This window comes from Ruminococcus sp. 1001136sp1 (genome assembly GCF_039841815.1).
GTDB lineage: Bacteria > Bacillota > Clostridia > Lachnospirales > Lachnospiraceae > Blautia_A > Blautia_A faecis.
In genome coordinates this window covers 42683-65505 of record NZ_JBDPGY010000002.1, presented here as the reverse complement: position 1 = coordinate 65505, position 22823 = coordinate 42683, and the positions used below count along the sequence as shown (strand labels likewise).

Annotated in this window: 25 protein-coding genes and 1 riboswitch; of the genes, 4 read left to right on the top strand and 21 right to left on the bottom strand. The window is 43.1% G+C overall.

Going from position 1 to position 22823, the window contains the following annotated elements; translation table 11 throughout:
- Positions 1–92 precede the first annotated feature (92 nt).
- The 3 genes from ABHC48_RS02270 (at position 93) to ABHC48_RS02260 (ending at position 2081) form a co-directional block, all read left to right on the top strand.
- Positions 93–941: an AraC family transcriptional regulator gene (locus ABHC48_RS02270; protein WP_173734868.1), complete on the top strand. Its 849-nt coding sequence runs from the start codon at positions 93–95 to the stop codon at positions 939–941.
- A gap of 577 nt (positions 942–1518) precedes the next feature.
- Positions 1519–1755, top strand: coding sequence for a hypothetical protein (locus ABHC48_RS02265; RefSeq protein WP_118577765.1), 237 nt, complete (start codon positions 1519–1521; stop codon positions 1753–1755).
- Positions 1756–1820: 65 nt separating this feature from the next.
- Positions 1821–2081 carry a heavy-metal-associated domain-containing protein gene (locus tag ABHC48_RS02260; protein ID WP_148461172.1) on the top strand — a complete coding sequence of 87 codons (261 nt, stop codon included), beginning with the start codon at positions 1821–1823 and terminating at the stop codon, positions 2079–2081.
- Between the two features lie 35 nt (positions 2082–2116).
- Here ABHC48_RS02260 and ABHC48_RS02255 read toward each other — a convergent pair whose 3' ends face one another.
- The 16 genes from ABHC48_RS02255 to ABHC48_RS02180 all read right to left on the bottom strand — a co-directional run bounded on the left by ABHC48_RS02255 (position 2117) and on the right by ABHC48_RS02180 (position 14762).
- A complete protein-coding gene (locus ABHC48_RS02255; RefSeq protein WP_173717927.1) occupies positions 2117–3232 on the bottom strand; it encodes a cob(I)yrinic acid a,c-diamide adenosyltransferase in 1116 nt (371 codons plus the stop codon).
- Between the two features lie 228 nt (positions 3233–3460).
- Positions 3461–4612, bottom strand: a complete 1152-nt coding sequence (locus tag ABHC48_RS02250) for a 1-propanol dehydrogenase PduQ (RefSeq protein ID WP_118577768.1) — start codon at positions 4610–4612, stop codon at positions 3461–3463.
- A gap of 47 nt (positions 4613–4659) precedes the next feature.
- Positions 4660–5433 (bottom strand): DeoR/GlpR family DNA-binding transcription regulator, encoded by a 774-nt coding sequence (locus tag ABHC48_RS02245; protein WP_118577769.1) that lies wholly within the window; start codon positions 5431–5433, stop codon positions 4660–4662.
- A gap of 42 nt (positions 5434–5475) precedes the next feature.
- Positions 5476–6024, bottom strand: coding sequence for a BMC domain-containing protein (locus tag ABHC48_RS02240; RefSeq protein WP_118577770.1), 549 nt, complete (start codon positions 6022–6024; stop codon positions 5476–5478).
- 16 nt (positions 6025–6040) lie between these two features.
- Positions 6041–7369 carry a 4Fe-4S dicluster domain-containing protein gene (locus ABHC48_RS02235; RefSeq protein WP_118577771.1) on the bottom strand — a complete coding sequence of 443 codons (1329 nt, stop codon included), beginning with the start codon at positions 7367–7369 and terminating at the stop codon, positions 6041–6043.
- A 4-nt stretch (positions 7370–7373) separates the two neighbouring features.
- Positions 7374–7640 carry a EutN/CcmL family microcompartment protein gene (locus ABHC48_RS02230; protein ID WP_117850917.1) on the bottom strand — a complete coding sequence of 89 codons (267 nt, stop codon included), beginning with the start codon at positions 7638–7640 and terminating at the stop codon, positions 7374–7376.
- Between the two features lie 104 nt (positions 7641–7744).
- The gene (locus ABHC48_RS02225; RefSeq protein ID WP_117850748.1) at positions 7745–8389 is read right to left on the bottom strand and encodes a phosphate propanoyltransferase; all 645 of its coding nucleotides are present in this window, start codon (positions 8387–8389) and stop codon (positions 7745–7747) included.
- A gap of 128 nt (positions 8390–8517) precedes the next feature.
- Positions 8518–8796, bottom strand: a complete 279-nt coding sequence (locus tag ABHC48_RS02220) for a BMC domain-containing protein (protein WP_005427721.1) — start codon at positions 8794–8796, stop codon at positions 8518–8520.
- A gap of 203 nt (positions 8797–8999) precedes the next feature.
- Positions 9000–9302, bottom strand: a complete 303-nt coding sequence (locus tag ABHC48_RS02215; RefSeq protein ID WP_118577772.1) for a BMC domain-containing protein — start codon at positions 9300–9302, stop codon at positions 9000–9002.
- 21 nt (positions 9303–9323) lie between these two features.
- Positions 9324–9599, bottom strand: a complete 276-nt coding sequence (locus tag ABHC48_RS02210) for a BMC domain-containing protein (protein ID WP_118577773.1) — start codon at positions 9597–9599, stop codon at positions 9324–9326.
- 128 nt (positions 9600–9727) lie between these two features.
- A complete protein-coding gene (locus ABHC48_RS02205) occupies positions 9728–10042 on the bottom strand; it encodes a BMC domain-containing protein (protein WP_118577774.1) in 315 nt (104 codons plus the stop codon).
- A 23-nt stretch (positions 10043–10065) separates the two neighbouring features.
- The gene (locus ABHC48_RS02200) at positions 10066–11304 is read right to left on the bottom strand and encodes a zinc-binding dehydrogenase (protein WP_173717926.1); all 1239 of its coding nucleotides are present in this window, start codon (positions 11302–11304) and stop codon (positions 10066–10068) included.
- Between the two features lie 17 nt (positions 11305–11321).
- A complete protein-coding gene (locus ABHC48_RS02195) occupies positions 11322–12710 on the bottom strand; it encodes an aldehyde dehydrogenase family protein (RefSeq protein ID WP_118577776.1) in 1389 nt (462 codons plus the stop codon).
- A 72-nt stretch (positions 12711–12782) separates the two neighbouring features.
- Positions 12783–13649, bottom strand: a complete 867-nt coding sequence (locus tag ABHC48_RS02190) for a class II aldolase/adducin family protein (protein WP_187565045.1) — start codon at positions 13647–13649, stop codon at positions 12783–12785.
- Positions 13650–13904: 255 nt separating this feature from the next.
- Positions 13905–14378, bottom strand: a complete 474-nt coding sequence (locus ABHC48_RS02185; protein WP_118577778.1) for a EutP/PduV family microcompartment system protein — start codon at positions 14376–14378, stop codon at positions 13905–13907.
- Positions 14379–14384: 6 nt separating this feature from the next.
- Positions 14385–14762 (bottom strand): BMC domain-containing protein, encoded by a 378-nt coding sequence (locus ABHC48_RS02180; RefSeq protein ID WP_021924989.1) that lies wholly within the window; start codon positions 14760–14762, stop codon positions 14385–14387.
- Positions 14763–15041: 279 nt separating this feature from the next.
- Between ABHC48_RS02180 and ABHC48_RS02175 the strand changes: the two genes are divergently transcribed.
- Positions 15042–15755, top strand: coding sequence for a phosphatase (locus ABHC48_RS02175; RefSeq protein ID WP_195699947.1), 714 nt, complete (start codon positions 15042–15044; stop codon positions 15753–15755).
- Positions 15756–15878: 123 nt separating this feature from the next.
- Here the strand turns inward: ABHC48_RS02175 and ABHC48_RS02170 are convergent, their stop codons facing one another.
- The 5 genes from ABHC48_RS02170 to ABHC48_RS02150 form a co-directional block, all read right to left on the bottom strand.
- Entirely contained in the window at positions 15879–16187 is a 309-nt protein-coding gene (locus ABHC48_RS02170; RefSeq protein WP_118577780.1) for a cysteine-rich small domain-containing protein, read from the bottom strand.
- A gap of 460 nt (positions 16188–16647) precedes the next feature.
- Positions 16648–16836: riboswitch (cobalamin riboswitch) on the bottom strand.
- Positions 16837–16948: 112 nt separating this feature from the next.
- Positions 16949–17995, bottom strand: a complete 1047-nt coding sequence (locus ABHC48_RS02165; RefSeq protein ID WP_195699948.1) for a GDSL-type esterase/lipase family protein — start codon at positions 17993–17995, stop codon at positions 16949–16951.
- A 169-nt stretch (positions 17996–18164) separates the two neighbouring features.
- Positions 18165–19520, bottom strand: a complete 1356-nt coding sequence (locus ABHC48_RS02160; RefSeq protein WP_195699949.1) for a C40 family peptidase — start codon at positions 19518–19520, stop codon at positions 18165–18167.
- 283 nt (positions 19521–19803) lie between these two features.
- Positions 19804–21324: an N-acetylmuramoyl-L-alanine amidase family protein gene (locus tag ABHC48_RS02155; RefSeq protein ID WP_173734863.1), complete on the bottom strand. Its 1521-nt coding sequence runs from the start codon at positions 21322–21324 to the stop codon at positions 19804–19806.
- Between the two features lie 310 nt (positions 21325–21634).
- On the bottom strand, positions 21635–22621 hold the full coding sequence (locus ABHC48_RS02150; protein ID WP_148461163.1) for a diaminopimelate dehydrogenase: 987 nt from the start codon (positions 22619–22621) through the stop codon (positions 21635–21637).
- Positions 22622–22823: the final 202 nt, after the last annotated feature.

The following is a 22823-nucleotide window of genomic DNA, read 5'->3' as shown; positions in this document are numbered from 1 at the left end:
ACTTGTGATATAATAGCAAAAAATAGTACAATATTCACTTTTTTGATCATTTTGTAAAAAATCCATCAAATTAACTTAAGGAGGAATTTATTTTGCAGGATCTGGACCATAATGAAGACCGTTTAAGGGGAACATATGATTTTCCTTTTGAATTTCATCATATTGATCAGGCTCATCCGCGCTATGTAATGTCCTATCACTGGCATGTAGAATATGAAATCATTCGTATTCTTGAGGGCTCTCTCACTGTCACTTTAGACGAAAAAAGTTTCATTGCAACAGCTGGAGACATCATTTTTGTACATAGTGGAATTCTTCACAGTGGAATTCCTGATAATTGTCTTTATCAGTGCATTGTTTTCGACGGAAATGTTTTCCTCAAAAATAATTCTGTTTGTGCAGGATATATGCAGAAGATTATTCATCAGGAAATTCTGATCTATCATCATTTTACACCAAAGCATATAGAAATCTGCAATACAATAAACAGTCTTTTTGATTCTCTTTGGAAAAGAGAACCTGGCTACGAGCTCACTGTAATTGGACAATTTTACCACTTTTTCGGCATTATTTTTAGTAATCATTACTATCTTGAAAGTATAACACGCGCAAGACGTGATTATAAGAGAATTTTACAGCTGAAACAGGTACTTGATTTCATTGAGCACAACTATACGGGGGCTCTGACACTAAAACAGCTTTCGGCCTCCGTATCCATGTCACCCAAATACTTTTGCCGTTTTTTCTCCGAAATGACCCATCAGACTCCCATGGATTATCTGAACAGGCAGCGCATTGAGAGAGCCTGCTATGAAATCTCCACAACCGATGATTCTATTACAGATATTGCATATCGAAATGGATTTAATGATCTGAGCTATTTTATACGTACATTTAAAAAATACAAAGGAACTACACCAGGAAAATATAAGAAAAGCTGATTAGGAGGGCGAGCATTGGCCGGATGCCCGCCCACAAAAAAAGAATTGACTTCTTTTTCTATTATTTCTCAGATATGCTAAAGATGTGATTTTTTTCGTCGTAAGAAAAACGACAGAGAATCATTCCTGTATTTTTTACAGGCTACGTTGACGCATTTTATGCGTTTTCTTTTGCTGTTAAGACTCGAAAAAAGCCATAGCTTATTCTTGTTTTCGCTATATATGCCATTTTTCCAGAATGGTCTCTTATTCCAGGACCCTTATGTAGCAGGTTTTCAAGTAACCGGATGATGGAATTGCTGCTGATCAGGCAGATTAGCCCATGGCAGAAAACTGTCCGCACATACTGCTGCAGAACGCCGCAGAAAATCAGAAATTGTTTTTCTCTTTCGTTTCTTTTATTCTAACAAAAGCCGGTTGCCATTACAACGAAATTCGGTCGTAAAATTCTCACATAATTCGACACTTAAATGATAAATTTTATCTGTAACTGAAGTTTTCTTTTTTCTGAAACGTGCTATAATATTTTCAATTAGAAGCAACTAACATAAGTATGACGAAAGGAAGCTGTTGAATCATGGGAAGATGTTATCATTTATCAAAAACTGTTACGGAAGACCTGGCAAATGAAATCATAAAAGAACTGACAGAGCGAGGCGATGTGAAACACGCCAGAATCTCCGCTGACGGACGTTATCTTCATGTGGATACTATTGACGGAGAATTTTCCGTGGTAATGTATTCAGCAGTAAATATCTGCAGCCGTATTGCAAACTGCGAGCTGTCCTTTGTGAAATTTGATTACACAGCTTAGAGCGTGTTTGAAAACATACCGCCAGGACATTTATGGCAAATCTATTAAAAAAGGGAGATTAAATTATGCAGCAGATTACATTAAAAATAGACGGAATGATGTGTGGAATGTGTGAATCCCACATTAACGAAAGTATTCGTAATAACTTTTCTGTAAAAAAAGTCACCTCGTCCCATACAAAAGGAGAGACGGTTATCCTTACAGAAAATGATCTTGATGAAGCAAAACTGAAAGAGACTATTGATAAAACGGGTTATAAACTGCTCTCTGTCTCAAAAGCTCCGTACGAAAAAAAGAAAGGCTTTTTCTCTTTCCTGAAAAAATAGCCTTTCTCTGTCATAATCCTTGTACTATATTCCAACTACAATATTTCTGGTAATACGGACAATGCATATTCTGCCAGGCTATGATCTTCCTCTCCTGTGCCTCCGCTTATGCCAAGACCTCCGATAATCGTATCTCCGGATTTCAGCGGCACACCGCCTCCGAAAATCACGATTTTTCCACCATCCATCTTATCTACGCCGTAAAAGGTTCCACCTGGCTGAGCCAGTTTGGATAATTCCATGGTGGACATCTTCACCGCAACAGAAGTATAAGCTTTTTTCAAAGCGACATCAAAGCTTACCAGAAATGCTCCGTCCATTACATGAACGGCAATTGGATTTCCTTCCGGACCACAAACTGCAATCACCGCTTTCTTACCGCGACGAAGGGCTTCCTGTTCGATTTTCCCGATCAGCTTCTTCGCTCCATCCAGTGTAATCTTATTCTGCATACCCATGCGGCGCAGTACTGCCTGAATTACAGCTTCGTCTACAGAATCAGAGGTACCAGATATGAGAGAATTTTCAACTTTCGTATCCACGCTCACGCTTCCTCCTGCCACTTTCTCAGTTCCACTTGCATGTAGTTCCGTATTTTCAGAAGATGCGTCAGTTTCTACAAGCTTTGACGTTCCCGTCTTCTGACCTGCTGCCTCCGCTTCTTCGTAGCGTGCAAGCACATACAGATAGTCGGCCAGACGGTTCATATATTTCTTGCTTCCTGTGTCAGAACCAAACTTTACACTTACAGCGGCAAGATCACGCTCCGCTCTTCTGGCCACAGCCCAAGTCACATCAATCTCAGCAGACAAGCGACAAGCCCCAGGTAATGAGGACTCCTTCGGCATATGAAAAAGCCCCGTCAAACGGTCAATCTCTTCCTCTAAAAGCTCTGTCTTGTCATCATTGATCTTATACTCTCTATTATATGGATCTGCCACTCCTGCATCAATTCTGGTCAGATTTTCCTGGATCTTTTCCAGGAAACGGATGGTATCTCCATCTCTGATCATGGTTTTCAACACTCCAATATGGCAGGAAAGTTCATCTATGGTTCCCTCCAGCTGGATTCGGTCATCCGCTTTGGAAACGTTTTTCGTATGGACAAGATTGGTAGTTCCCTTGTCACCATTCTTTGTATAAATACTCATACGACTTTCTCCTGACATTTTACCCATCCGGCAAAATGGATTTTATTATGCACCAATACGCTGAATATAAGACAAGGTTCGTGCAAGAGCAGGAAATAATCCACATTATCTTACGTTCACTACATTAGTTATAAACAGACTCTGGACAAATACACGCAGTTCCACCGTATCTGTCCAAAGTCTCTTATATGTTACCGGGCACAAAGTGAACAGCAACTCTTAAATTCATTAAAATGACCACAATTTCCTGTAGATCTTCACAATATCCTCTTTTGTTGGGACTCTTGGGTTGGCAGTTGTGCAGGCATCAGCAAGCGCCAGGTTTGCCATTTTGTCAATTGCTGCAAAATACTCATCCTCAGAAATAGTTCCCATTTCTTTAATCGTAAGCGGAATATTCATTTCCTTCTGCATAAACTGAATCCAGTTTACAAGAGATCTTACAGACATTACTTTGTTGTAGTTACTCAGTCCAAGAATATGTGAAATATTGGCATATCGCTTTACTGCCGGAAGATATTCCTGCTGGCTTCTGCTGTGTTTGTTGATATTTGCATTAAATTCTACAATATGCGGAAGCAGCATTGCATTGGCACGTCCATGCGGAATATGGAAAATAGCTCCCAGCTGATGTGCCATACTATGTGTGATTCCAAGTCCTGCAGCATTAAAAGACAGTCCGGCAAGACAGGACGCTACATGCATTTTCTGACGGGCATGCATATCGCCGCCGTCAAGGTATGCTCTTAACAGAAAGACTCCGCAGATTTCAATTGACTTTTCAGCAAGAGCAGATGAAAATTCATTGTGATTGATACTTACATAAGACTCAATTGCATGAGTCAGTACGTCCATACCTGTATCTGCTGTGATAGAGGGCGGAACGCTCTTTACCAGTTCTGCATCCAGGATTGCCTCATCAGCTGTAAGGCTGTCTGAGATCAGCGGATACTTCACATGATTATCTGTATCATTTACAACTGCAAAAGAGGTAACCTCAGATCCGGTACCACTGGTAGTAGGAATTGCAATAAGACCTACTTTGCCGTAATTGTTGATCTTCAGGGCAAACTCACGGATTGCCTTGGATGAGTCAATTGCAGAGCCACCTCCGACAGCTACTACAACCTCCGGCTGATACTCCAGGAACTTCTTTACACCTTCTGCGATTTTTCCTACCGGTGCATCCGGCACAACATCACTGAATACTTCAAACTCCTTGCCACCGCGTCTCAATGGGTCTGTGATCAGCTCGATCATTTTCCCTTTTGCGATGAATGGATCTGTGATCACCAGAACTTTTTTGTATGGCAGTTCTGCCAGTCTATCCAGGGCATTGTCACCAAAATGGATGACTGTTTTCATTTCAAAAGTTTTCATAATTCAATGCTCCTTTATTGCAGCTTTCTTTTGTAAGCAGAAAGCTTCTATCGGACAGATTCCGGATATCTGCACTCCACGCCCTCTTCTTTAAAAAGCTTCAGCCATTTTTCAGAAGGCTTCGCATCTGTCACGACGATATCAACATCCCGCAATCTTCCGGCAACGGAAAATGCGGTCTGGTCAAATTTCGTATTGTCCACAACCAGGATTTTCTTACGTCCTGAATCCAGCATTGCTCTCTTTGCTGTTCCAAAAGCTTCCTGTGATTCCATTACTCCCCAGTTCTCATCAAGAGCCTTACAGGAAAAAATAACGGTATCTACAAAATAAGAGCGAATGACTTCTTCTGTCCGGGATCCAAGGAAAGCCAGATAGCCTTCCTTCATCATCCCACCTGTGGAAATAATATTCCATCCTGACACATCTGCCAGTTCCAGAAGGATCTCCATGGAATTGGTGATCACAGTCAGACGCTCCTTCTCTTTTAATGCCTTTGCCACAAACACTGCAGTAGTGCTGGCGTCCAGAAGCAGATGTTCCCCGTCATGCACAAGAGAGGCTACAATTTCCGCCATCTTCTGTTTCCCAACTACATTCTGATTCTTGCGCACATTAAAAGGGAGATCAATGCTCACATCTTCATTGATCACAGCTCCGCCATAGCTTTTAATGGCAAGCCCTTCCTTCTCCAGCTTGTCCAGATCCCGTCGGATGGTTTCCTCAGAGACTCCGTATAACTGGCTCAGTTCACTTACTACTACGCGCTTCTCATTCTGTAATTTCTCAAGGATCAGATTCCGTCTCTCTAACGCAAGCATGTTCAGGTCCCCTCCGCGTTCATTTTATTGGTCAGACCAGAATTACAGAAGGCTGTCGATCATTCTCTTATCGGGATGTGCAATAACAGAGGAATCCAGATACATGCCTTTTTCAGCAACAAGCTCTTTCGCTCTGTCGATTGATGCGGATACAGCAGAAACCTCACCAGTGATCATCATGTAAGATTTTCCGCACATACCTTTTGCAATACGAAGCTCGATAAGATCTACAATTGCAGTCTTTGCAGCCTGATCTGCAGCCTCAATAATGGAAGCTGCATCATATGTTTCAAGAATTCCCAGCGCACTGATCTCCTCAACCTGAGTAGTTCCATAAATAGCCGGGAAAAGAGACTCGTGCGGATTACCCAGTACAAAACTGTCAATGCACTTGTCCTCATATGTTGTTACAGCTGTATCTACGGCAGCTTTTACCGCACTGAGATCACCGGTAATAATTGCAATATATTTACCCGGACACACGGTCTGCGCCTCAACGATTTCTACATCAGATGTCTTAACCATTGCATCTGCTGCAGTAACGCCGGTAGCTGTAGTTTTGAATTCAATCATTCCGATTGCTTTACTCATTTTCTGCACGTCCTTTCTAATTCTTTGCAACTACGATCCAGCGGTCTGTCACCTCGGTAACTTTACCGGAGATGGTTGCATGGATACCAACACTTAAGCCCTGGGCAGGAGAAGCGATCATCTGACCTCTTGTCACCTGATCTCCAACTTTTACAATTGCCTGAGCAGGTGCTCCGATATGCTGGCTAAGAAGAATTTTAACCTTTGGAATATCAACCAGTGTCTCGTCCATCGGTGCGTCCTTGTCATATTTTGTAAGACCAAGACGTGCCATCAGGCGTTCTTCCGGAACCTTGCGGTATTCTCGGGATTCCTTAACTGGTACTGGCTGTACTCCCTGAGGAGGACGAATACCTGCCTTACGAAGTCCGCCCTTCATGTCTGCAAGAAGTGTTCTTGGAGCAAGGCTCTGAGGACATGCATACATCTCACAAACGCCACAGGAGCTGCAGAAGCTTGCATTGATGTATGGATTAACATCTCTGAAATCCTGATTGGAAGCTGCACGCATGAAGCGGGCTGGATCAATCGGATGTCCCAGATTGTTACGTGGGCAAAGATCTGTACAAGTATTACACTGGCAGCAAATAGATGCTGCACGTTTTAAATCTATAGCAGAAGTCCGCATCTTCTTCTGTACGATTAAATGGTCTTTTGGCAGAACCAGAATCGCATTTGTTGTCTTCGTCACAGGGTCAGAACCTTTTCCGATTCTTCCCATCATCGGTCCACCAATAAAGTAAACCGGGTCTTTTACAGTAGTTCCGCCTGCCTGGGCAACAACATCATCCATAGTACATCCAAGAGGTACTTTTACAGTTACCGGATGATTTACCTCAGCTACAACAGACACATATTTGGCTGTTACAGGCTCTTTTTTCTCTACTGCCTGGTATATATTATACAATGTCTCTACGTTAAACACAGCAACTCCCTGCTCAATAGGAAGTCCGCCAGGTCTTACAACTCTACCAGTTGCTTCGTAGATCAGTACAACCTCATCTCCCATCGGATACACTTCATCCAGAAGGTGGATGCGCATTCCCGGGAACTCTTCGATATGCTGTTTCAGAGCATTTACTGTCTGAACATAAGATTTTTTGATTCCAATAATGGCCTCAGAAGCTCCAACTGTTTCCTGAACCATATGGAAGGTTTTCATTATTTCGTAAGCGTGCTTCTCTAATAACTGTCTGTGTAATTTCAGTAAAGGTTCGCACTCTGCACAGTTCATAAGAATGGTATTTGCTTTATCTGTCAGCTTCATGTATGTAGGGAATCCTGCACCGCCGGCACCAACTACACCATTCTCCTGTATAATATTCTGTAATTCTTTGATATCCATGGCGTTACTCCAATCCTGCACCGTCATCAACGATACCTACAATGGCGGCATCTACCGGTGCTGTTTCTACGCCGCAGCCAATTCTTGCCGCGCTTCCTTGTGCCACCAATACATATTCTCCGATTCCTGCACCGATAATATCGATCGCAACAATCTGACTGAGGTCACCTTTCATGTGATGAACCGGTTCCACGATCATAAACTTATTGCCGATCAGCTTTTCGTTTTTTCTTGTGGAAACAACGCTTCCTACTACCTTGCCAACTATCATGTGAACCTCCAAATTTTATATCAGTTCAGCCATGCATCTGTCATTTTCAGAACCAGCATGGCTGAACACTTTATTTTAGTAATGAGGAAATGATTTCCAAAACATTACTTTATAATTGTAACTGTATTGCCTGTGGCAATTTTTGCTGCATTTGCTTCATCTGTATCAATGTGCATCTCCAGTGTAAAGCTGTCGTCTACACGGATCTTCACCTGATTGAAAATGGTTCCTCTCTCATTGTCTGCTTTAACAGATACGATATCTCCATCCTTCACACCGGCTGCCTGAGCATCCTTCGGGGACATGTGAATGTGACGCATTGCTACGATACATCCCTCTTTCAGATAAATCGCACCTTTCGGTCCGACAATTGCAATAGGAGCACTTCCCTTAACATCTCCAGACTCACGCACCGGTACTTTCATACCAAGCTTGATTGCGTCTGTAGCTGATACTTCAACCTGTGAAGCCTTGCGGACCGGTCCGAGAATACGTACATTCTCAATTGCACGGAGCTTCAGTCCAACGATAGTTACTGTCTCATTGGAGGCAAACTGTCCGCCCATCAGCTCTTTCTTCTTGGTGAGCTGATATCCTGGTCCAAATAAAGCTTCAACATGTTCCTGCGTCAGGTGGATATGTCTTGCGGAAACTCCGATGGGCACCATGAAGCCATTGCCTTTTTCTTCTTTTTTATTGAGAGCATCCAGTACCATTCTGGTAATCAGCTCAACATTATTGGTTTCCAAAAGTACACCTGCTTTCTTCCTGAAATTCGGTAATGTCTGCCATAGCAGACATTATAAAAGTAAGGAGCATCCATGAATTCGCTTATGCAAGCACAGCTCATTCATGGCTGCTATCTGGGACTTTTATATTATTTCAGAACTGGAAGGATTTTCTCAACATCTGTATGAGGTCTCGGAATTACGTGTGTAGCTACAAGCTCTCCAAGTCTGGATGCTGCTGCGCTTCCGCTCTCTACTGCAGATTTAACTGCTCCAACATCTCCACGAACCATAACAGTTACAAGACCGGATCCGATCTTCTCTGTTCCAACTAATGCAACGTTAGCTGCTTTGCACATCTGGTCAGCTGCCTCGATAGCTGCTGTAAGTCCTCTGGTTTCTACCATTCCTAATGCTTCCTGTGTCATGATTTTTTCCTCCTTATGAATTGCTGGTTTCTCAGCTTCTGTATGTTTGGTTTCTGTAATCTCTTTGTCAGCTGCAGTGGTCTTCGGCTCTTCGGCCTTTACTTCTGCTGCTTTTGCTCTGGTTGTTCTGGCCGTTCTTCTCGGAGCGGCTGCCTTTTTAGGGGCTGTTTTTTTCGCTGTCTCTTTCTTTTCTTCGTCAGCCATTATTCATCCCCCTTTTTCTTTCTCCATCGACTTGCGCTAAGCTCCACCATTTTGACGATTTCCTCATGGGGATTGGCAATTACTGCATAGCTTGCCGGTTTCTTGATGGCATTTGTTGCTGCCGCTTCCACAGCTTCTGTAACAGCTGCCACATCGCCTTGTACAATAATGGTCACCAGTCGTCCGCCCAGCTTACGCTCCCATGACGCCAGCTCAACGTCTGCCGTTTTACACATAATGTCCAGGGCATCCATGGCCGCTACAACACCTGTGATTTCAATAAAACCATATGATTTACTCATGAGCGAACTCCTTATAGTTCATTAGATGCTTGGAAGGATTTTCTCCACATCTGTATGAGGTCTTGGGATTACGTGTGTAGCTACAAGCTCTCCAAGTCTGGATGCTGCTGCGCTTCCACTCTCAACTGCTGCCTTAACAGCTCCGACATCACCGCGAACCATAACAGTTACAAGACCGGATCCGATTTTCTCTGTACCAACCAGTGTAACCTCTGCTGCTTTTGTCATTGCATCTGCTGCCTCAATTGCAGCTGTAAGTCCTCTGGTTTCTACCATTCCTAAAGCTTCCTGTGCCATGATGAATTCCTCCTGATATATCTCGACTTTTCAAGTACGCTCCAGCGTACTTGCTGTGAGGTACCTGCCATGCTCCGCATGACTTTGTTCGTTTTTATTATAGACTTAAATTCACTGGTTAGCAATCATTAATCCTTATCCAGTGCGCTGATTTTCAGCATTTTTTGTGTACCGGGTTCCGGATTTGGTATTACGTAGTGCTGTACCACACCGGTCATACTCTCTGCTACTCTGATTCCAGCTTCCACAGCCTCTGTTACATCAGAAACGCTTCCGCGGAACTTGATGCAGACAAGGAGCGGTACCGGCAGACTGTCCGCATTTGCAGGTTTATTTTTATCAAAAACCTCCAGATGGACATTTGCTGCCTTGCAGCCGGCGTCGGCCGCCACAAACGCTGTTGCCAGTCCGAACACCTCCAAGATTCCTACAGCTTCTGCCATCTTGATTCTCCTTTATCCGGCAATTATTTATTTACAACTGCGATCTTAAGACCGGTCATTGCAAGGTTCTTCTTTAATGCTTCATTGATCTCCTCAAGCGGATACTTGTCTGTGATCAGCTCAGACATTGGAAGTCCGATTGCATTTGCTCTCTTAAGGAAATCAAATGTTGTAACGTAATCTCTTAAGGTGTATACCCAGGAGCCTACGATTGTGATCTCTTTGGAGCAGATGTCAAAGTGCGGGTTGATTGTAGCATCTCCACCATTGATGAAGAAACCAAGCTCGCAAAGGCCACCGCCGTTACGGATGAATTTGTAGATGTTTGCATGAGCAACAGGTGATCCTGTACACTGGAATGCAAAGTCTGCAAGATGTCCGCCAAACTGATCTTTAACAGCTTCAGAAAGTGCTTCGATTCCTTTGTGCTCCATGAAGTTTACACTCATGGTAGCGCCCATTCTCTTAGCGAAATCAAGACGCTGCTGATTTCCATCTACAGCACAGATGTTCTCGATACCCATGGTACGAAGAACTGCAATACAGATCAGACCGATTGGTCCGCATCCCTGTACAACAACTCTGCTGTTGAAACGAAGGATACCAGTTGTTTTTGCTCTCTCAACTGCATGTACAAGAACTGCACATGGCTCGATCAGGATACGGGAGTCCAGATCAAGATCACTTACGTTGAAGAATGTGCTTCCAAACTCTCCACCTCTGATAAAGATGTAATCAGAGAACCATCCGTTAAGATGAATGTCATCATCTGGAAGAAGTCCGTATACGTCAGCTCCTCCAACGTTTTTCTTGTTTAAGTCGAACATTGTGATTTCAGGATCATCCTTGAAGATCATACAGGTAACGACTTTGTCACCGATCTTAACCGGTTTTCCAGCTGTATCAGTCTTAACATTTTTACCCATGGCAACGATCTCACCAGTTCCCTCATGTCCAAGTGCAACCGGGATCAGGTTGAATGGGTCTCTCTTGAATTCGTGAGCATCAGTACCGCAAACGCCGCAGCCTTCTACTTTAACAAGGATGTCGTCATCGCCAATTGCCGGAATCGGGTACTCTTTAATATCAAAATGCTCTTTTTCAGTAAGTACTGCAACGTGTGCAGTTTTCGGAATTGCGCCTGCCGGTGCTGCAGCTGGTGCTGCCGGTGCTGCTGATGCAGAAGCTGCCGGTGCTGTTCCAGCCATTCCAGCAAGAACCTGTTTTACGATTTCTTCGATATTTACGTTATTCATATCCATTTTTATGTTTCCTCCTGTCAGCGAATGCAAAGGCTGTCTGCCATTACGCAGCGTCTTCTCTTGGTGAATGTACTTGCACTTGTAAGTCCTTCACCAGTACGGCTTGCGATTGTGAATGTACAGTAACCTTCTCCGCCGAATCCAAGTGCTGCATAGGAAGGTGCATTCTTAACAAGGATTGCGGTGTCGATTGCTTTCGCATATTTGGTGATATTGTCAATGTTCTTGGAATGAATGTGTGCAGAGTGGCGGTTGCCATGCTCAAGCCATACAGCTTGCTCTACTGCATCATCAAAATCTTTTGCCCTTACAACGCCAAGGATCGGCATCATAAGCTCTGTAGCGATAAGTGGATGTTCCTTCGGTCCTTCAAATACGATGCAGCGGATATTTGCAGGAGCATTTACTCCGATCATGGAAAGTAATGTTCTTGCGTCACGTCCAACGCATTTACGGTTCAGCTTGCCGCCTGCAAGAACAACTGCTGTAAGTTTATCCTGTTCTTCTTTGGAAGCAAGGTAACAGTCATTCTCACTTACCAGATAATGCATAAGCTCATCTGTAATAGAAGCAACTGCTACGATTTCCTTCTCTGCGATACACGGAAGGTTGTTATCGAATGTACATCCGTTTACGATATCCTGAGCAGCTTTTCTTACATCTGCTGTCTCATCTACAACTGCCGGAGGATTTCCTGCGCCAGCGCCGATTCCACGTTTTCCAGAGGAAAGGACTGCTGTTACAACGCCAGGACCGCCTGTTGCTGCGATAAGCGGGATATCTTTATGTTTCATCATAATATTGCTTGTCTCTAATGTAGGTTTCTCTACTGTTACTGCGATATTGTCCGGGCCACCTGCTTCCAGGGATGCCTCATTCAGAAGATTGATCGCATAAATAGAGGTTTTGATTGCTGCCGGATGCGGATTAAATACAACTGTATTTCCACCTGCCAGCATACCCATTGTGTTGCACAGAATGGTTTCACTTGGGTTCGTACACGGAGTGATTGCTCCGATTACGCCAAACGGTCCCATCTCGATCAGAGTAAGTCCTCTGTCGCCTGACCATGCTGTAGTGCTGAGATCTTCTGTACCAGGGGTCTTATCTGCTACCAGATGATGTTTCAGGATCTTATCTCCTACATTTCCCATTCCGGTCTCATCAACACCCATACGTGCAAGGATTTCTGCATTTTCTTTTGTTTTTCTTCGAATGCAGGTAATAATTTTTTCTCTCTGGTCCAAGGACATTTTCCGAACGATCTTCTGGGAAGCTTTCGCAGCCTCAATGGCCTCGTTCATATCTGTGAAAATTCCATGTTTACCGGCCGGAGCGTCTGCAATCTGCATTTTCGCCATAACTTCCTGTACAATATCCTGTACCATGCTCTCGCTGATTGGCATGAGATTGTTCCTCCTTAACAATTGCCTGCAGCTGCCTGATTCTCTCACAGCTGCGGCCTTTATATTTTCTGATTATTTCAGTCCTAACTGAGCCATAACCTGTTTGGTAATCTTAGCTACTAACTCTGCATCTGCATTAGCTGTATCTGTTGCCGGAGCATCGCAGTTGCCGCCAACGAAATCATACTGATATCCTGGGAACTGTTTATAGTCTTCGTTGTGACATGCACCACCGCAGTTATGGCAGTTCATGCCATCTTTGTTCTGGCAAAGGCTTGCCGGATGTTTTCCAGGCATACCGAATTTACGACGGATCTCATAAAGTTTCTTAATGTTCTCTTTATCAAATTCCTTCGGGCCTCCAAGAAGTTTGCTCTGATACAGAAGCTGTGCATAGAATTCTACGGACTCCATCTTCATGTATGCAGCGTTCAGGTCTGTGCTCCAGGTAAGAGCTCCGTGGTTCTCAAGAAGAACTGCATCGAAATATGGAAGATATTTCTCAAGGTTATCCGGAATCTCCATTGTAGAAGGTGTACCATACTCAGCGATCGGAACACATCCAAGAGCGATAACTGCCTCTGGCATGATTGGCTGTGTAAGCGGAATACCAGCAATAGCAAAAGATGTTGCATAAATTGGATGAGCATGTACAACAGATCCTACATCAGGTCTCTTCTCATATACTCTCATATGCATCTTGATCTCAGATGATGGTTTGAATCCCGGGTTAGCCTGAAGAACATTTCCTTTTGCATCTACTTTACAGATGAACTCTGGAGTCATAAAGCCTTTGGATACACCAGTAGGTGTGCAAAGGAACTCATTGTCATTCAGTTTTACAGAGATGTTTCCATCATTTGCTGCAACCATGTTGCGGTTATAGATTCTTCTTCCGATGTCGCAAATCTGTTTTTTGATTTCGTATTCGTTTACCATGCTTTTTTCCTCCTTAAGCACATTCAGGTGCGGTGGATTATGTAAGTTATAGTACCGCACCGGGTAACTTATCATGGCTAGGCATAGCTAGCCTGTTACTTTTTAGGTTATGTTGTAAGTTTACACCATTCCACATTATAAGTCAAGGTTTTTCCGTTGTTTTATGTTGTTTTATGTGGATTTTTTTCTGGATTGCTATGTTGTTTTTCGTGGTTTTGCTGGTTTTACTGTTTTTCCACATTTGACAGGTATTTTCTAATTCACAGGATCAGAGGCATCTTTTTCCCATGGCATTACATCGCCATCTTCCCTAAGATATTCCAAAATCTCCGGAATGCCCTCCTGCTGCCTGGAGTCTACATAAAAGATTTTTTTACAGCCGGCAAGCTCCAGCCAGGACGTGGCAAGTTTTACATTTGCATCCGGATTGTGGATTTTGGTAACAATTCCAATTACTTCACGGTTGGCCATACAGGTAATGCAAGGTGGAAAAAGGCAATACGGTTCCGTGGCAGATACCAGCAGCCCTACCACATCTGATTCATATGTATACAACGCCAGGGCGTGTCCCAGACCTTTCGTCTGGGCATACTCTCCTGGCGTATCTACGATCACATCAAAATTATTTACATATTGTGTTTTATGATAATGTATTTTTTCACCACGCAGGGCCTGGGTCAAAGTAGTTTTTCCAGCCTCGCTGCGACCGATCAGAACAAGTTTCCTCATATTCTGTCAAGTCCTTGTAATGGGGCATAAAGTAAAGCCCAGTTTATTTCCCACATAGTCCAGAATTGCGCTAGTAGAAGCTTCTACTTCCGACACAGTACCTGTGATGATCAGGCTTCCGCTGAAACGATCAACAAATCCCAGTTCAATGCCAGATGATTTCATCGCAATATCTGCCATAATGATAGCAGTTTCTGCCGGACTTACAGTCATGATCCCAATGGCCGCTCTTGAGTAATCCAGAGATGGATCAAGACCCAGCTTGGTGTAAAGAATCTTATCCGGATTGGCAATGATATGTGCCAGGGAAATCTGCTTGCCTGGCACAAGCTCCTGTACAATTCTCTGTTTCATTTCCGGAGACATATTATCTGTGTATCCCATTTTCTCCTCCTGAATAAAGAGTTTTTATTTTCTGATTTGATTATACCTTTCTGATTTCCAAGTGTCAACAAAAAGCAACACTTCTCTGCATGCGATGTGTGGTTTTTCTTGTACTGTAATGTTGTTTTTATTTGTTTTCTCTGTTTTTTCTTATTTATGATTGACATGTTTTTTGCCCTCTGGCATACTAAAGTTAACTGTAAATGGCTTTTTAAAACACTTTTATAGTGAAATTACCAGCTGCATATATTCACGTAATCTTGATTAGGAGATGATTTTATGTATCTTTCTGATATACACACACATTCTATTGCCAGCGGACACGGCACGACCTGCACCATCAGTGACATGGCAAAGGCAGCTTCCCAAAAAGGGCTGAAGCTTCTTGGAATCACAGACCACGGACCAGCCACTCTGGCTGCCGGAACTTCTTCTTATTTCCGAAGCCTGATCTATTCGCCCAGGAAGCGTTTCGATGTGGAATTATTATATGGAATTGAACTGAACATTCTGGATACCGATGGAAAAACAGATCTGCCACAGGAGCTTCTTGATAAGCTGGACTACGCAATCGCCAGCATGCATTATCAGAATTTCCGGCCAAAGACCAGGGAAGAAAATACTGCTGCTTTTCTGAACGTAATGAAGAATCCGGTTATAAAGATCCTGGGACACATTGATAATCCCCAGTATGACATAGATTACGACGCAGTTGTAAAATCTGCCAGTGAAAACGGTGTTATCCTTGAAATCAACGAAGCTTCCCTGGCGCCTTACGGATATCGGGGCGATACCCATGCCAACTGCGCGCAGATCCTGTCCTGCTGCCGGAAGTATCTGGTTCCAATCGTGCTTTCCAGTGACAGTCATGGAACAGAGCATATTGGAGACTTCACTTATGCCGCTGATTTCGTTCATAATGCTATGTTTCCAGAGGGTCTGATTCTCAACAACCAGATTCCGAAATTAAAGATGCTGTTAAGCATACGATAAAAAGGATCCAGCTTGCAGAATTCCAATGGAATTTTGCATTACGCAAAAACTCTCCGAGAAATGTAAATACGTAAGCTTAACTTCGTATATATTCCGGAGAGTTTTTTATACTTATTTCTTTGATTACTCATTTTCATTTTTATGATCTGCTTCTCTTACTTTCTGCATCATCGCAGCAAGTTCCTGATATTTTCCTGTCACATAACCGTAGTTTTTCTTCTTATGAGGGAGCTGACAATTCGTACAATCTTTAAATCCCTTCTCATTATATTTGAAATTTCCGCCGCATTTGTCTCCAAGGGCATAAAGCGGGCAATAGCAGAACAGACAGTTAAAGTCCTCTGGATCAGCTCCTTTATGGCATGGAAAATACTCACATTTCTTATGACTGAAATAAGCGTATTCTTTATCTTCCCAATATTTTTTCTCCATATTTCTCTCCTTATCTCATACAGCTCAAAACAAAATATTCTTTATATTCTATTTCGTAATGCCCCAAAATCAAATGCAAAAAAAGAATCCCGCTTACAGGAATAGAATACGGCCAGAGCGTGTTTAAAAAAGGCTTTCTGTAAGATGTGCGTCACACCCTGCAGGAGATTACGGGAATAATTCTACAAACAGGCTCAGGAAAAGTGTAAAAAAAATACCGCATATGCGGCTTCTGAATCATCATTATTTAAGAGGGAGCGATGCTACTCCGGGGTAGAATATGATCCGTTCATATATACGCGGAGGGAACGGTTTCATCCGAAGTAGTATCGCCTGCCATTTAATCTGTATAATTCTTCTGAACAGGCGATCATTCCATAAAAAATGTCCACTCACAAAAGCGGACAACATCTCAGGGCTGCGGATTCCCCAAAACTGGTTGTTACACTTTCATCGGAAGTTTAACCTCGCCATACCAAGCAGGTTTCCTGGCTCCAGGATCATCACATCCTCTCTCCTTCTCATGCGCAAGCACAATGGACTATAAGATTCGCTCCTCTGTTACAGTGACCGGATCGCTCAGGTTTCTCACCTGATTCCCTCTTTCTGCCAGCTTATAGCTGTCAGCACTTAATATGTTCACTATGGAATTATACTGACACCATAGTACCACCGGTCACTGTCTTTGTCAACCCTTTGAAAAGATTTTTGTTATTTTTGAAAAGATTTTTGTTATTTTTTTATCAACCAGATGTTGCTAGTCACGGCGTGACCAGCAGCGTCATTTTTTCCTGAATCTTCTCCACCAGGATTTTCGCTGTTCTTTCATGAGATCTGTGCCCTGGGTGCTGCCTTGATCCAAATTCTCCTTCCAGTGTATCCGGAAGCTTCACAAATTCTACGCGTTCATCCCCTGTTTTTCTTTTATAATTCCCCACCGCTTTCTCAAGCGTTGGTAAAATCTCATCTCCAAGCATTCCATAACACCACAGAATATAGCTTTCCGGATTACATACGCGCAGTTTTCTCAAAAAGTCTTCCACAGCCTTTCCAATCCTGTCCATATTCTTCGTGCCGCTGCTGTCGTTTGTCCCCAGATTCACCACGATCACATCAGGCTGAAACTTCTGGAAATCCCATTTTTCCATAGCACCCAGTTGTTTGTTTCTTTCTCCATTTAAAAGACCGCACACCTGCTCATAATATAGCGGGATTGCCTGCTGCTCATTGCCTTCCCAGGAACAGAAAACGCCCCAGCCGCTCTGACTGATGCAATTGTACACCGCGCCCAGTTCTTTTGCTGCCATATATGCATAATTATCCACGGCATTGAAGCAAAAGGAATTCCATGTCATTTCTTCTCCTGCACCGCTGCCGCCCTCACCAGAGGTAATGCTGTCCCCTATTACCTCCAATCTGAGCTTTGGTGTTTCAAGAGGTAAAAACTCACCGTCAGTTTCAACCTCCAGAAGCTGAAGCAATGTTTTTTCATCTGTGGGAAACGCAGGAGTATCACGAAGAAGCTTTACATTTCTTACCTTATCCCTTTCCATATTACGGAAAAGGCAGATTTCCTGTTCTCCCTTATTTACCATAAGCCGTTGGGACAATACGCCGTCTACGATCACATCCACCCATGGCTCAAAAACATCATAATCGGAGCGGATTTTCACCCATATTTCTGTTGCTTTTACATTCAGTTCAATTCCGGAAGCGGTCCAAAATAGTGTTACCGGTTCCAGACTGCCATTCGATCTTCCTAATATTCTTAAATATGGAATTTCCTTCATCTGATAATGGCTAAGCATTTTTCTCCACCTCTCATCTGGCTATACGAAATATTTATATTACGATTTTCAGACAATACTTTTATTCTTACTATACTTCTTTTTCCTTTGCTTTTCCACATTATTTTCAGTAAAAAGCCCCTTCCGGATTTTCATCTCCGGAAAGGGCTCACAAATTCATTTATTCAGATTACACAAGACGTCTTACAGAAGTAATCGTTCTGTATGCAGCATTATCGCTGACCTTGATGCCATCTCTGGCATTGGATGCATGGACAATCTGTCCATTTCCCATATAAATTGCAACATGTCCGCCATAGCAGATCAGGTCGCCTGGCTGAGCATCCGCATAGGATACTTCATATCCGGCATTCTGCTGCTCATAAGATGTTCTTGGAAGACTTACGCCAAAGTTTGCATATACACTCTGCACAAAGCCAGAGCAGTCAGCACCACTGGTAAGGCTTGTTCCACCCCATACATATGGGTTTCCAACAAACTGTGTTGCATAGGATACAACAGAAGAGCCGGAACCTGAAGAACTGCTGGCTGATGAACTGTCAGAAGAACTATCTGAGGAACTGTCGGAGCTGCTTGCCTCGGAATTGTAATCAACTGTATTGTCAGTATCAATTACATTACCATACTCATCGTATTCATAATCAGAAGATCCATCAGAAGAACCACTTACAACATTTCCATCTTCATCATACTGAACATCTTCTGAGGAATCATCTCCGTTCTGAGCTGCTTCCTGTGCTGCTGCAGCTGCTGCGGCCTCTGCCTCTGCCTGACGTCTTGCCTCTTCTTCTGCTGCAATACGTTCTGCCTCAAGCTGCTCAATTTCTGCCTGCTGCTGTTCCAGAAGGTTCGCATACTCAGTAGCCTGCTGCTGTGCGTATGCGATCTCATTCTCGCAATCAGCACTGTTCGCACGGGTTACATCCAACTGATACTGAAGGTTAGACTGCTGAGCCTCATATTCTTCCTTCATGGTCTCAAAATCAGCTTTCTCCTGCTCATACTGATCTTCTAACTTCTGAACCTCCTCAATCGTTCTTGCATATTTCTGAAGGCTCTCTCTGTCCTGCTCATACATCTGCTGTGTATACTCAGCTCTGGTAAGAAGGTCTGCAAGGTTATCTGCATTTAACATCATCTGGAACCATGCATTGTTTCCACCTTTTTCATAAAGATACTGAATACGTTTCTTCATGGCGCCGTACTGTTTATCCTTGGCATTCTGAGCCTTGGTCAGGTCACCCTGTGTTTTCTCAATTTCTGCTTCCTTGGAAGCGATATCACTCTCAAGAGTCTGAATGGAAACCATTACATTTACAAGATCAGAATTCAAAGATTCGATCTGGCTCTCAAGCTGCTGCTTCTGATCCCACAGGGCACTCATGCGTGCGTATGTAGCATCCAGCTGCTGGCTTGTCCAGGCCTGCTCTTCTCTTAAATCGCTCTCACGGTCAGCCATTACGCTTACAACCTGTGAGCCGCACATTAAAATTGCCAGTGTCAGACATACAATTCTTTTCTTCATGTTTCATCACCCTCGTTAATCTTTTTGATAATCTAAAAAGCTCAATTTGTAATATGTTTGCAACATTTCATTCAATCTTGCTACATATTAGCACACTCTTGCAAAGATTTCAACCCTAAATCGCAATAATTTTTAAAACTTTGTAACATTTCGTAATACATTTGTCTAAATAAGAGAACACAGAGCGTGTTTGTGTAACAGAGGGGGAATTCAAAGATTTCCGCTGTTACATAAAAAGAGAACCAGTATTTTCACTGATTCTCTCTTGTATATTACTTAACCATTATTTTCCAAACAGATCGTACAGAATCTGGTCTGCTGTCATATTGTAATAACCATCCGGATCAGAAAGTGTATCTCCATTCCATCTCAGATAGTTTCCATTTCGGATATAGTTTCCAACGGATGGATGATAGTTGAAGATGCTGTATCCGGAATACAAGGACATATATTTCTTCGCAAGGGCTGCCGCCTCACTGGAATAGCTTCCTGTAGGTGTGGTAGTTCCAGAAATCTGGACACCTGCCTGCGGAGTGGAATGAATGATAACAACACTCTTATCACTGCACTGTCCAAGAACGATCCATGTATGACCATCATTGTATCCGATATCGCCAGGCTTCAGTTCCCAGCCATTCTGTGACAGATAAGACTGATTTACGATTGAGCCCCAGCCTTTCCCCTTGTAATAGCTTCCAATTTCACCTGAAACCACTGTGTATCCATATCCTACACCGGACTGTGTCTGCATTACCTGATAAGCAGACCAGCCTACAAAGCCTGAGCAGTCAAATCCTTTCGCACGATTGGAAGTAGAAAGATCACGGTAATTATTGTAATCATAACTGGATGGATTCGCTGACCATTTATTATACCAGCTGGTCATGGTATCGCTGAGACCCTTTCTTGTGGAATCATTCCATCCGCCGCCCCATACGTAAAGTGCTTTTCCAACAGGTAAAAGTGCTCCTGCAAGATAATTCTTGATGGTCTTATTTCCTGTATTTCCATTCGGAGAAGGATCATCCTGCTTCTCTCCCTGGCATACACCAGTGCTGGAAAATGTATATGTAACACCATCAACAGTCTGTGTGCCTGTGTACATCGCGCCTGTAGTAGGATCAAAATAGTACTTTGTACCCTTGTCTGTATTCTCCACCCAGCCCGTCGCCATAGCTCCGGAGCCGCTGTAGAAATAATAGGTCACATTATTGATCGTCTTAAAACCAACTGCCATGATTCCATTGGTAGCAGTTTTCGATGTAGTGTCAAAATACCGCTTCACTCCTGATGAGCTAGTCAGCCAGCCAGTGGCCATAATTCCCGTTTTGGAAAAATAGCGGATATTTCCTTTGCTGTCCTTTACAAAACCGGTAGCTGCAACGCCTGATTTCGCGTAAAGGTAATAGGTCTTTCCGCCAAGCTTCAGCCACTTTGTCTTCATGTATCCGGTTGATGGTGCAAAGTAACGGCGCTGTCCCTTGGAATTGGAAAGCCATCCAGTTACCATAACACCTGCTTTGCTTGTGAAATAACGCTTTCTGCCCTTTTTATCTTTCACCCAGCCTTTCACCTGAACACCAGTAGATTTATTAAAATAATATTTCTTACCGTTCAGGGTAAGCCATCCTTTGACTTTCTTGCCGTTTTTATAGTAGTATGTTTTCCCTTTTACTGTACGGAATCCATTCTTCGTGGCAGCCTGTACATCTCTTGATGTACTATGGCATGTAAAACCGGCTGCCATAAGCATTACCAGCAGCAAGATACTCCAAAGTCTGAATTTTTTACATTTGTTTTGCATACTTACCTTCCTTTTTAATTAATCTGTTGCTGTCCACAGGTAATACTGCTGTCCAGCAAACACAACCCCTGTTATTATCATCTTCAAGTTTTTACAAAGTTGTTACAGCTTTATGTAGCTCATTATATTACAGTTTCCATCTATCGTCAACCCGAAAGTAAAACTCTGTAAAGTTTTCACAATATTTTCGTATTATTTTCTCTTTAAAAGCAATGTTTTCAAAGGTATTTTCCATAAAAAAAGAACAGCCCCACACAATGTGAAAGAACTGTCCTTTTATAAATTCTGTAATATTTCTGTTATAAAGTAATTATAACAGATGTTTTCTTAATTCTTCTCCACTCAGAGCGCTTAAGTAAGCAGGTGCTACATCAAATACCGTCTTGCAGCCATTCTGTCCTTCCTGGTTCATGCGGTATGCAGCTCTTGCATATGCAATGATTACAGAAGAAGTAAATTCCGGATTGGAATCCAGTTTCAGGCTATATTCGATCACATGGCTATTCTCATCGTTCCAGCCAGTCTTGCCTGTGCGGATTACAAATCCACCGTGCGGAATTCCGCTGTGGTCACGTTTCAGTTCCTCTTCGGAAATAAAATGTACTGTGGTATCGTATTCATCAAAGTAGTTCGGCATAGTCTTGATCTCATTCTCAATCCTTGCAAGATCAGCGCCTTCTTCAGCTACTACGAAACACTCTCTGGTATGTTTCTCTCTTGTAGTAAGCTCCGGATTCTTTCCGCTTCTTACTGCTTCCAGAGCAGACTCAACTGGGATGGTGTACTGTTTGCCATCCTTTACTCCTTTGATACGGCGGATTGCATCAGAATGTCCCTGACTTACGCCTTTTCCCCAGAATGTGTAATCCTTGCCGTTTGTCAGGATTGCATTTGCATACATGCGGTTCAGAGAAAACATTCCCGGATCCCAGCCTACAGAAATAATTCCAACATGACCGCTCTCAGAAGCTGCTTTGTCCACATTTGCAAAATGTTCCGGGATTCTCTTATGGGTATCAAAGCTGTCTACCACATTGAACCACTGGGCATACTTAGGTGTCTGCTCCGGCAGATCAGTAGCACTTCCGCCGCAAAGAATCATAACATCAATCTGGTCTTTCATCTTCTCAGCATCATCTACAGAATATACCTTCGCTGTCTCTGTCAGAATTTTAACACTTTCAGGAGCACGACGGGTAAAAACTCCCACCAGTTCCATATCAGGATTGTGTTTGATCGCACATTCTACGCCACGTCCCAGGTTACCATATCCCAGAATACCAATACGAATACTCATTATCTGATTCCTCCTATACTACCGCACGCCAGATGCACAATCCCCACAAATGGTCATGCAGCCCCCAAAAGCTGTATTATCCCATACGAACGTCAGATGCTTCACGTCTGCGGTATCTATATCTATTTCACGCTTTAACAGTTTAATACGTGCGAGTTTTCTTGTCAATTGATTTTTAACAAAATCTGTCATTCAAAGGTTA

Excerpts from the sequence above, each read along its gene's own strand:
- ABHC48_RS02265 (WP_118577765.1), top strand. The coding sequence starts at position 1,519 with ATGGGAAGATGTTATCATTTATCAAAAACTGTTACGGAAGACCTGGCA.
- ABHC48_RS02260 (WP_148461172.1), top strand. The coding sequence starts at position 1,821 with ATGCAGCAGATTACATTAAAAATAGACGGAATGATGTGTGGAATGTGT.
- ABHC48_RS02255 (WP_173717927.1), bottom strand. The coding sequence starts at position 3,232 with ATGAGTATTTATACAAAGAATGGTGACAAGGGAACTACCAATCTTGTC.
- ABHC48_RS02250 (WP_118577768.1), bottom strand. The coding sequence starts at position 4,612 with ATGAAAACTTTTGAAATGAAAACAGTCATCCATTTTGGTGACAATGCC.
- ABHC48_RS02245 (WP_118577769.1), bottom strand. The coding sequence starts at position 5,433 with ATGCTTGCGTTAGAGAGACGGAATCTGATCCTTGAGAAATTACAGAAT.
- ABHC48_RS02240 (WP_118577770.1), bottom strand. The coding sequence starts at position 6,024 with ATGAGTAAAGCAATCGGAATGATTGAATTCAAAACTACAGCTACCGGC.
- ABHC48_RS02235 (WP_118577771.1), bottom strand. The coding sequence starts at position 7,369 with ATGGATATCAAAGAATTACAGAATATTATACAGGAGAATGGTGTAGTT.
- ABHC48_RS02230 (WP_117850917.1), bottom strand. The coding sequence starts at position 7,640 with ATGATAGTTGGCAAGGTAGTAGGAAGCGTTGTTTCCACAAGAAAAAAC.
- ABHC48_RS02220 (WP_005427721.1), bottom strand. The coding sequence starts at position 8,796 with ATGACACAGGAAGCATTAGGAATGGTAGAAACCAGAGGACTTACAGCA.
- ABHC48_RS02215 (WP_118577772.1), bottom strand. The coding sequence starts at position 9,302 with ATGAGTAAATCATATGGTTTTATTGAAATCACAGGTGTTGTAGCGGCC.
- ABHC48_RS02210 (WP_118577773.1), bottom strand. The coding sequence starts at position 9,599 with ATGGCACAGGAAGCTTTAGGAATGGTAGAAACCAGAGGACTTACAGCT.
- ABHC48_RS02205 (WP_118577774.1), bottom strand. The coding sequence starts at position 10,042 with ATGGCAGAAGCTGTAGGAATCTTGGAGGTGTTCGGACTGGCAACAGCG.
- ABHC48_RS02200 (WP_173717926.1), bottom strand. The coding sequence starts at position 11,304 with ATGGATATGAATAACGTAAATATCGAAGAAATCGTAAAACAGGTTCTT.
- ABHC48_RS02195 (WP_118577776.1), bottom strand. The coding sequence starts at position 12,710 with ATGCCAATCAGCGAGAGCATGGTACAGGATATTGTACAGGAAGTTATG.
- ABHC48_RS02190 (WP_187565045.1), bottom strand. The coding sequence starts at position 13,649 with ATGGTAAACGAATACGAAATCAAAAAACAGATTTGCGACATCGGAAGA.
- ABHC48_RS02185 (WP_118577778.1), bottom strand. The coding sequence starts at position 14,378 with ATGAGGAAACTTGTTCTGATCGGTCGCAGCGAGGCTGGAAAAACTACT.
- ABHC48_RS02180 (WP_021924989.1), bottom strand. The coding sequence starts at position 14,762 with ATGGGATACACAGATAATATGTCTCCGGAAATGAAACAGAGAATTGTA.
- ABHC48_RS02175 (WP_195699947.1), top strand. The coding sequence starts at position 15,042 with ATGTATCTTTCTGATATACACACACATTCTATTGCCAGCGGACACGGC.
- ABHC48_RS02170 (WP_118577780.1), bottom strand. The coding sequence starts at position 16,187 with ATGGAGAAAAAATATTGGGAAGATAAAGAATACGCTTATTTCAGTCAT.
- ABHC48_RS02165 (WP_195699948.1), bottom strand. The coding sequence starts at position 17,995 with ATGCTTAGCCATTATCAGATGAAGGAAATTCCATATTTAAGAATATTA.
- ABHC48_RS02160 (WP_195699949.1), bottom strand. The coding sequence starts at position 19,520 with ATGAAGAAAAGAATTGTATGTCTGACACTGGCAATTTTAATGTGCGGC.
- ABHC48_RS02155 (WP_173734863.1), bottom strand. The coding sequence starts at position 21,324 with ATGCAAAACAAATGTAAAAAATTCAGACTTTGGAGTATCTTGCTGCTG.
- ABHC48_RS02150 (WP_148461163.1), bottom strand. The coding sequence starts at position 22,621 with ATGAGTATTCGTATTGGTATTCTGGGATATGGTAACCTGGGACGTGGC.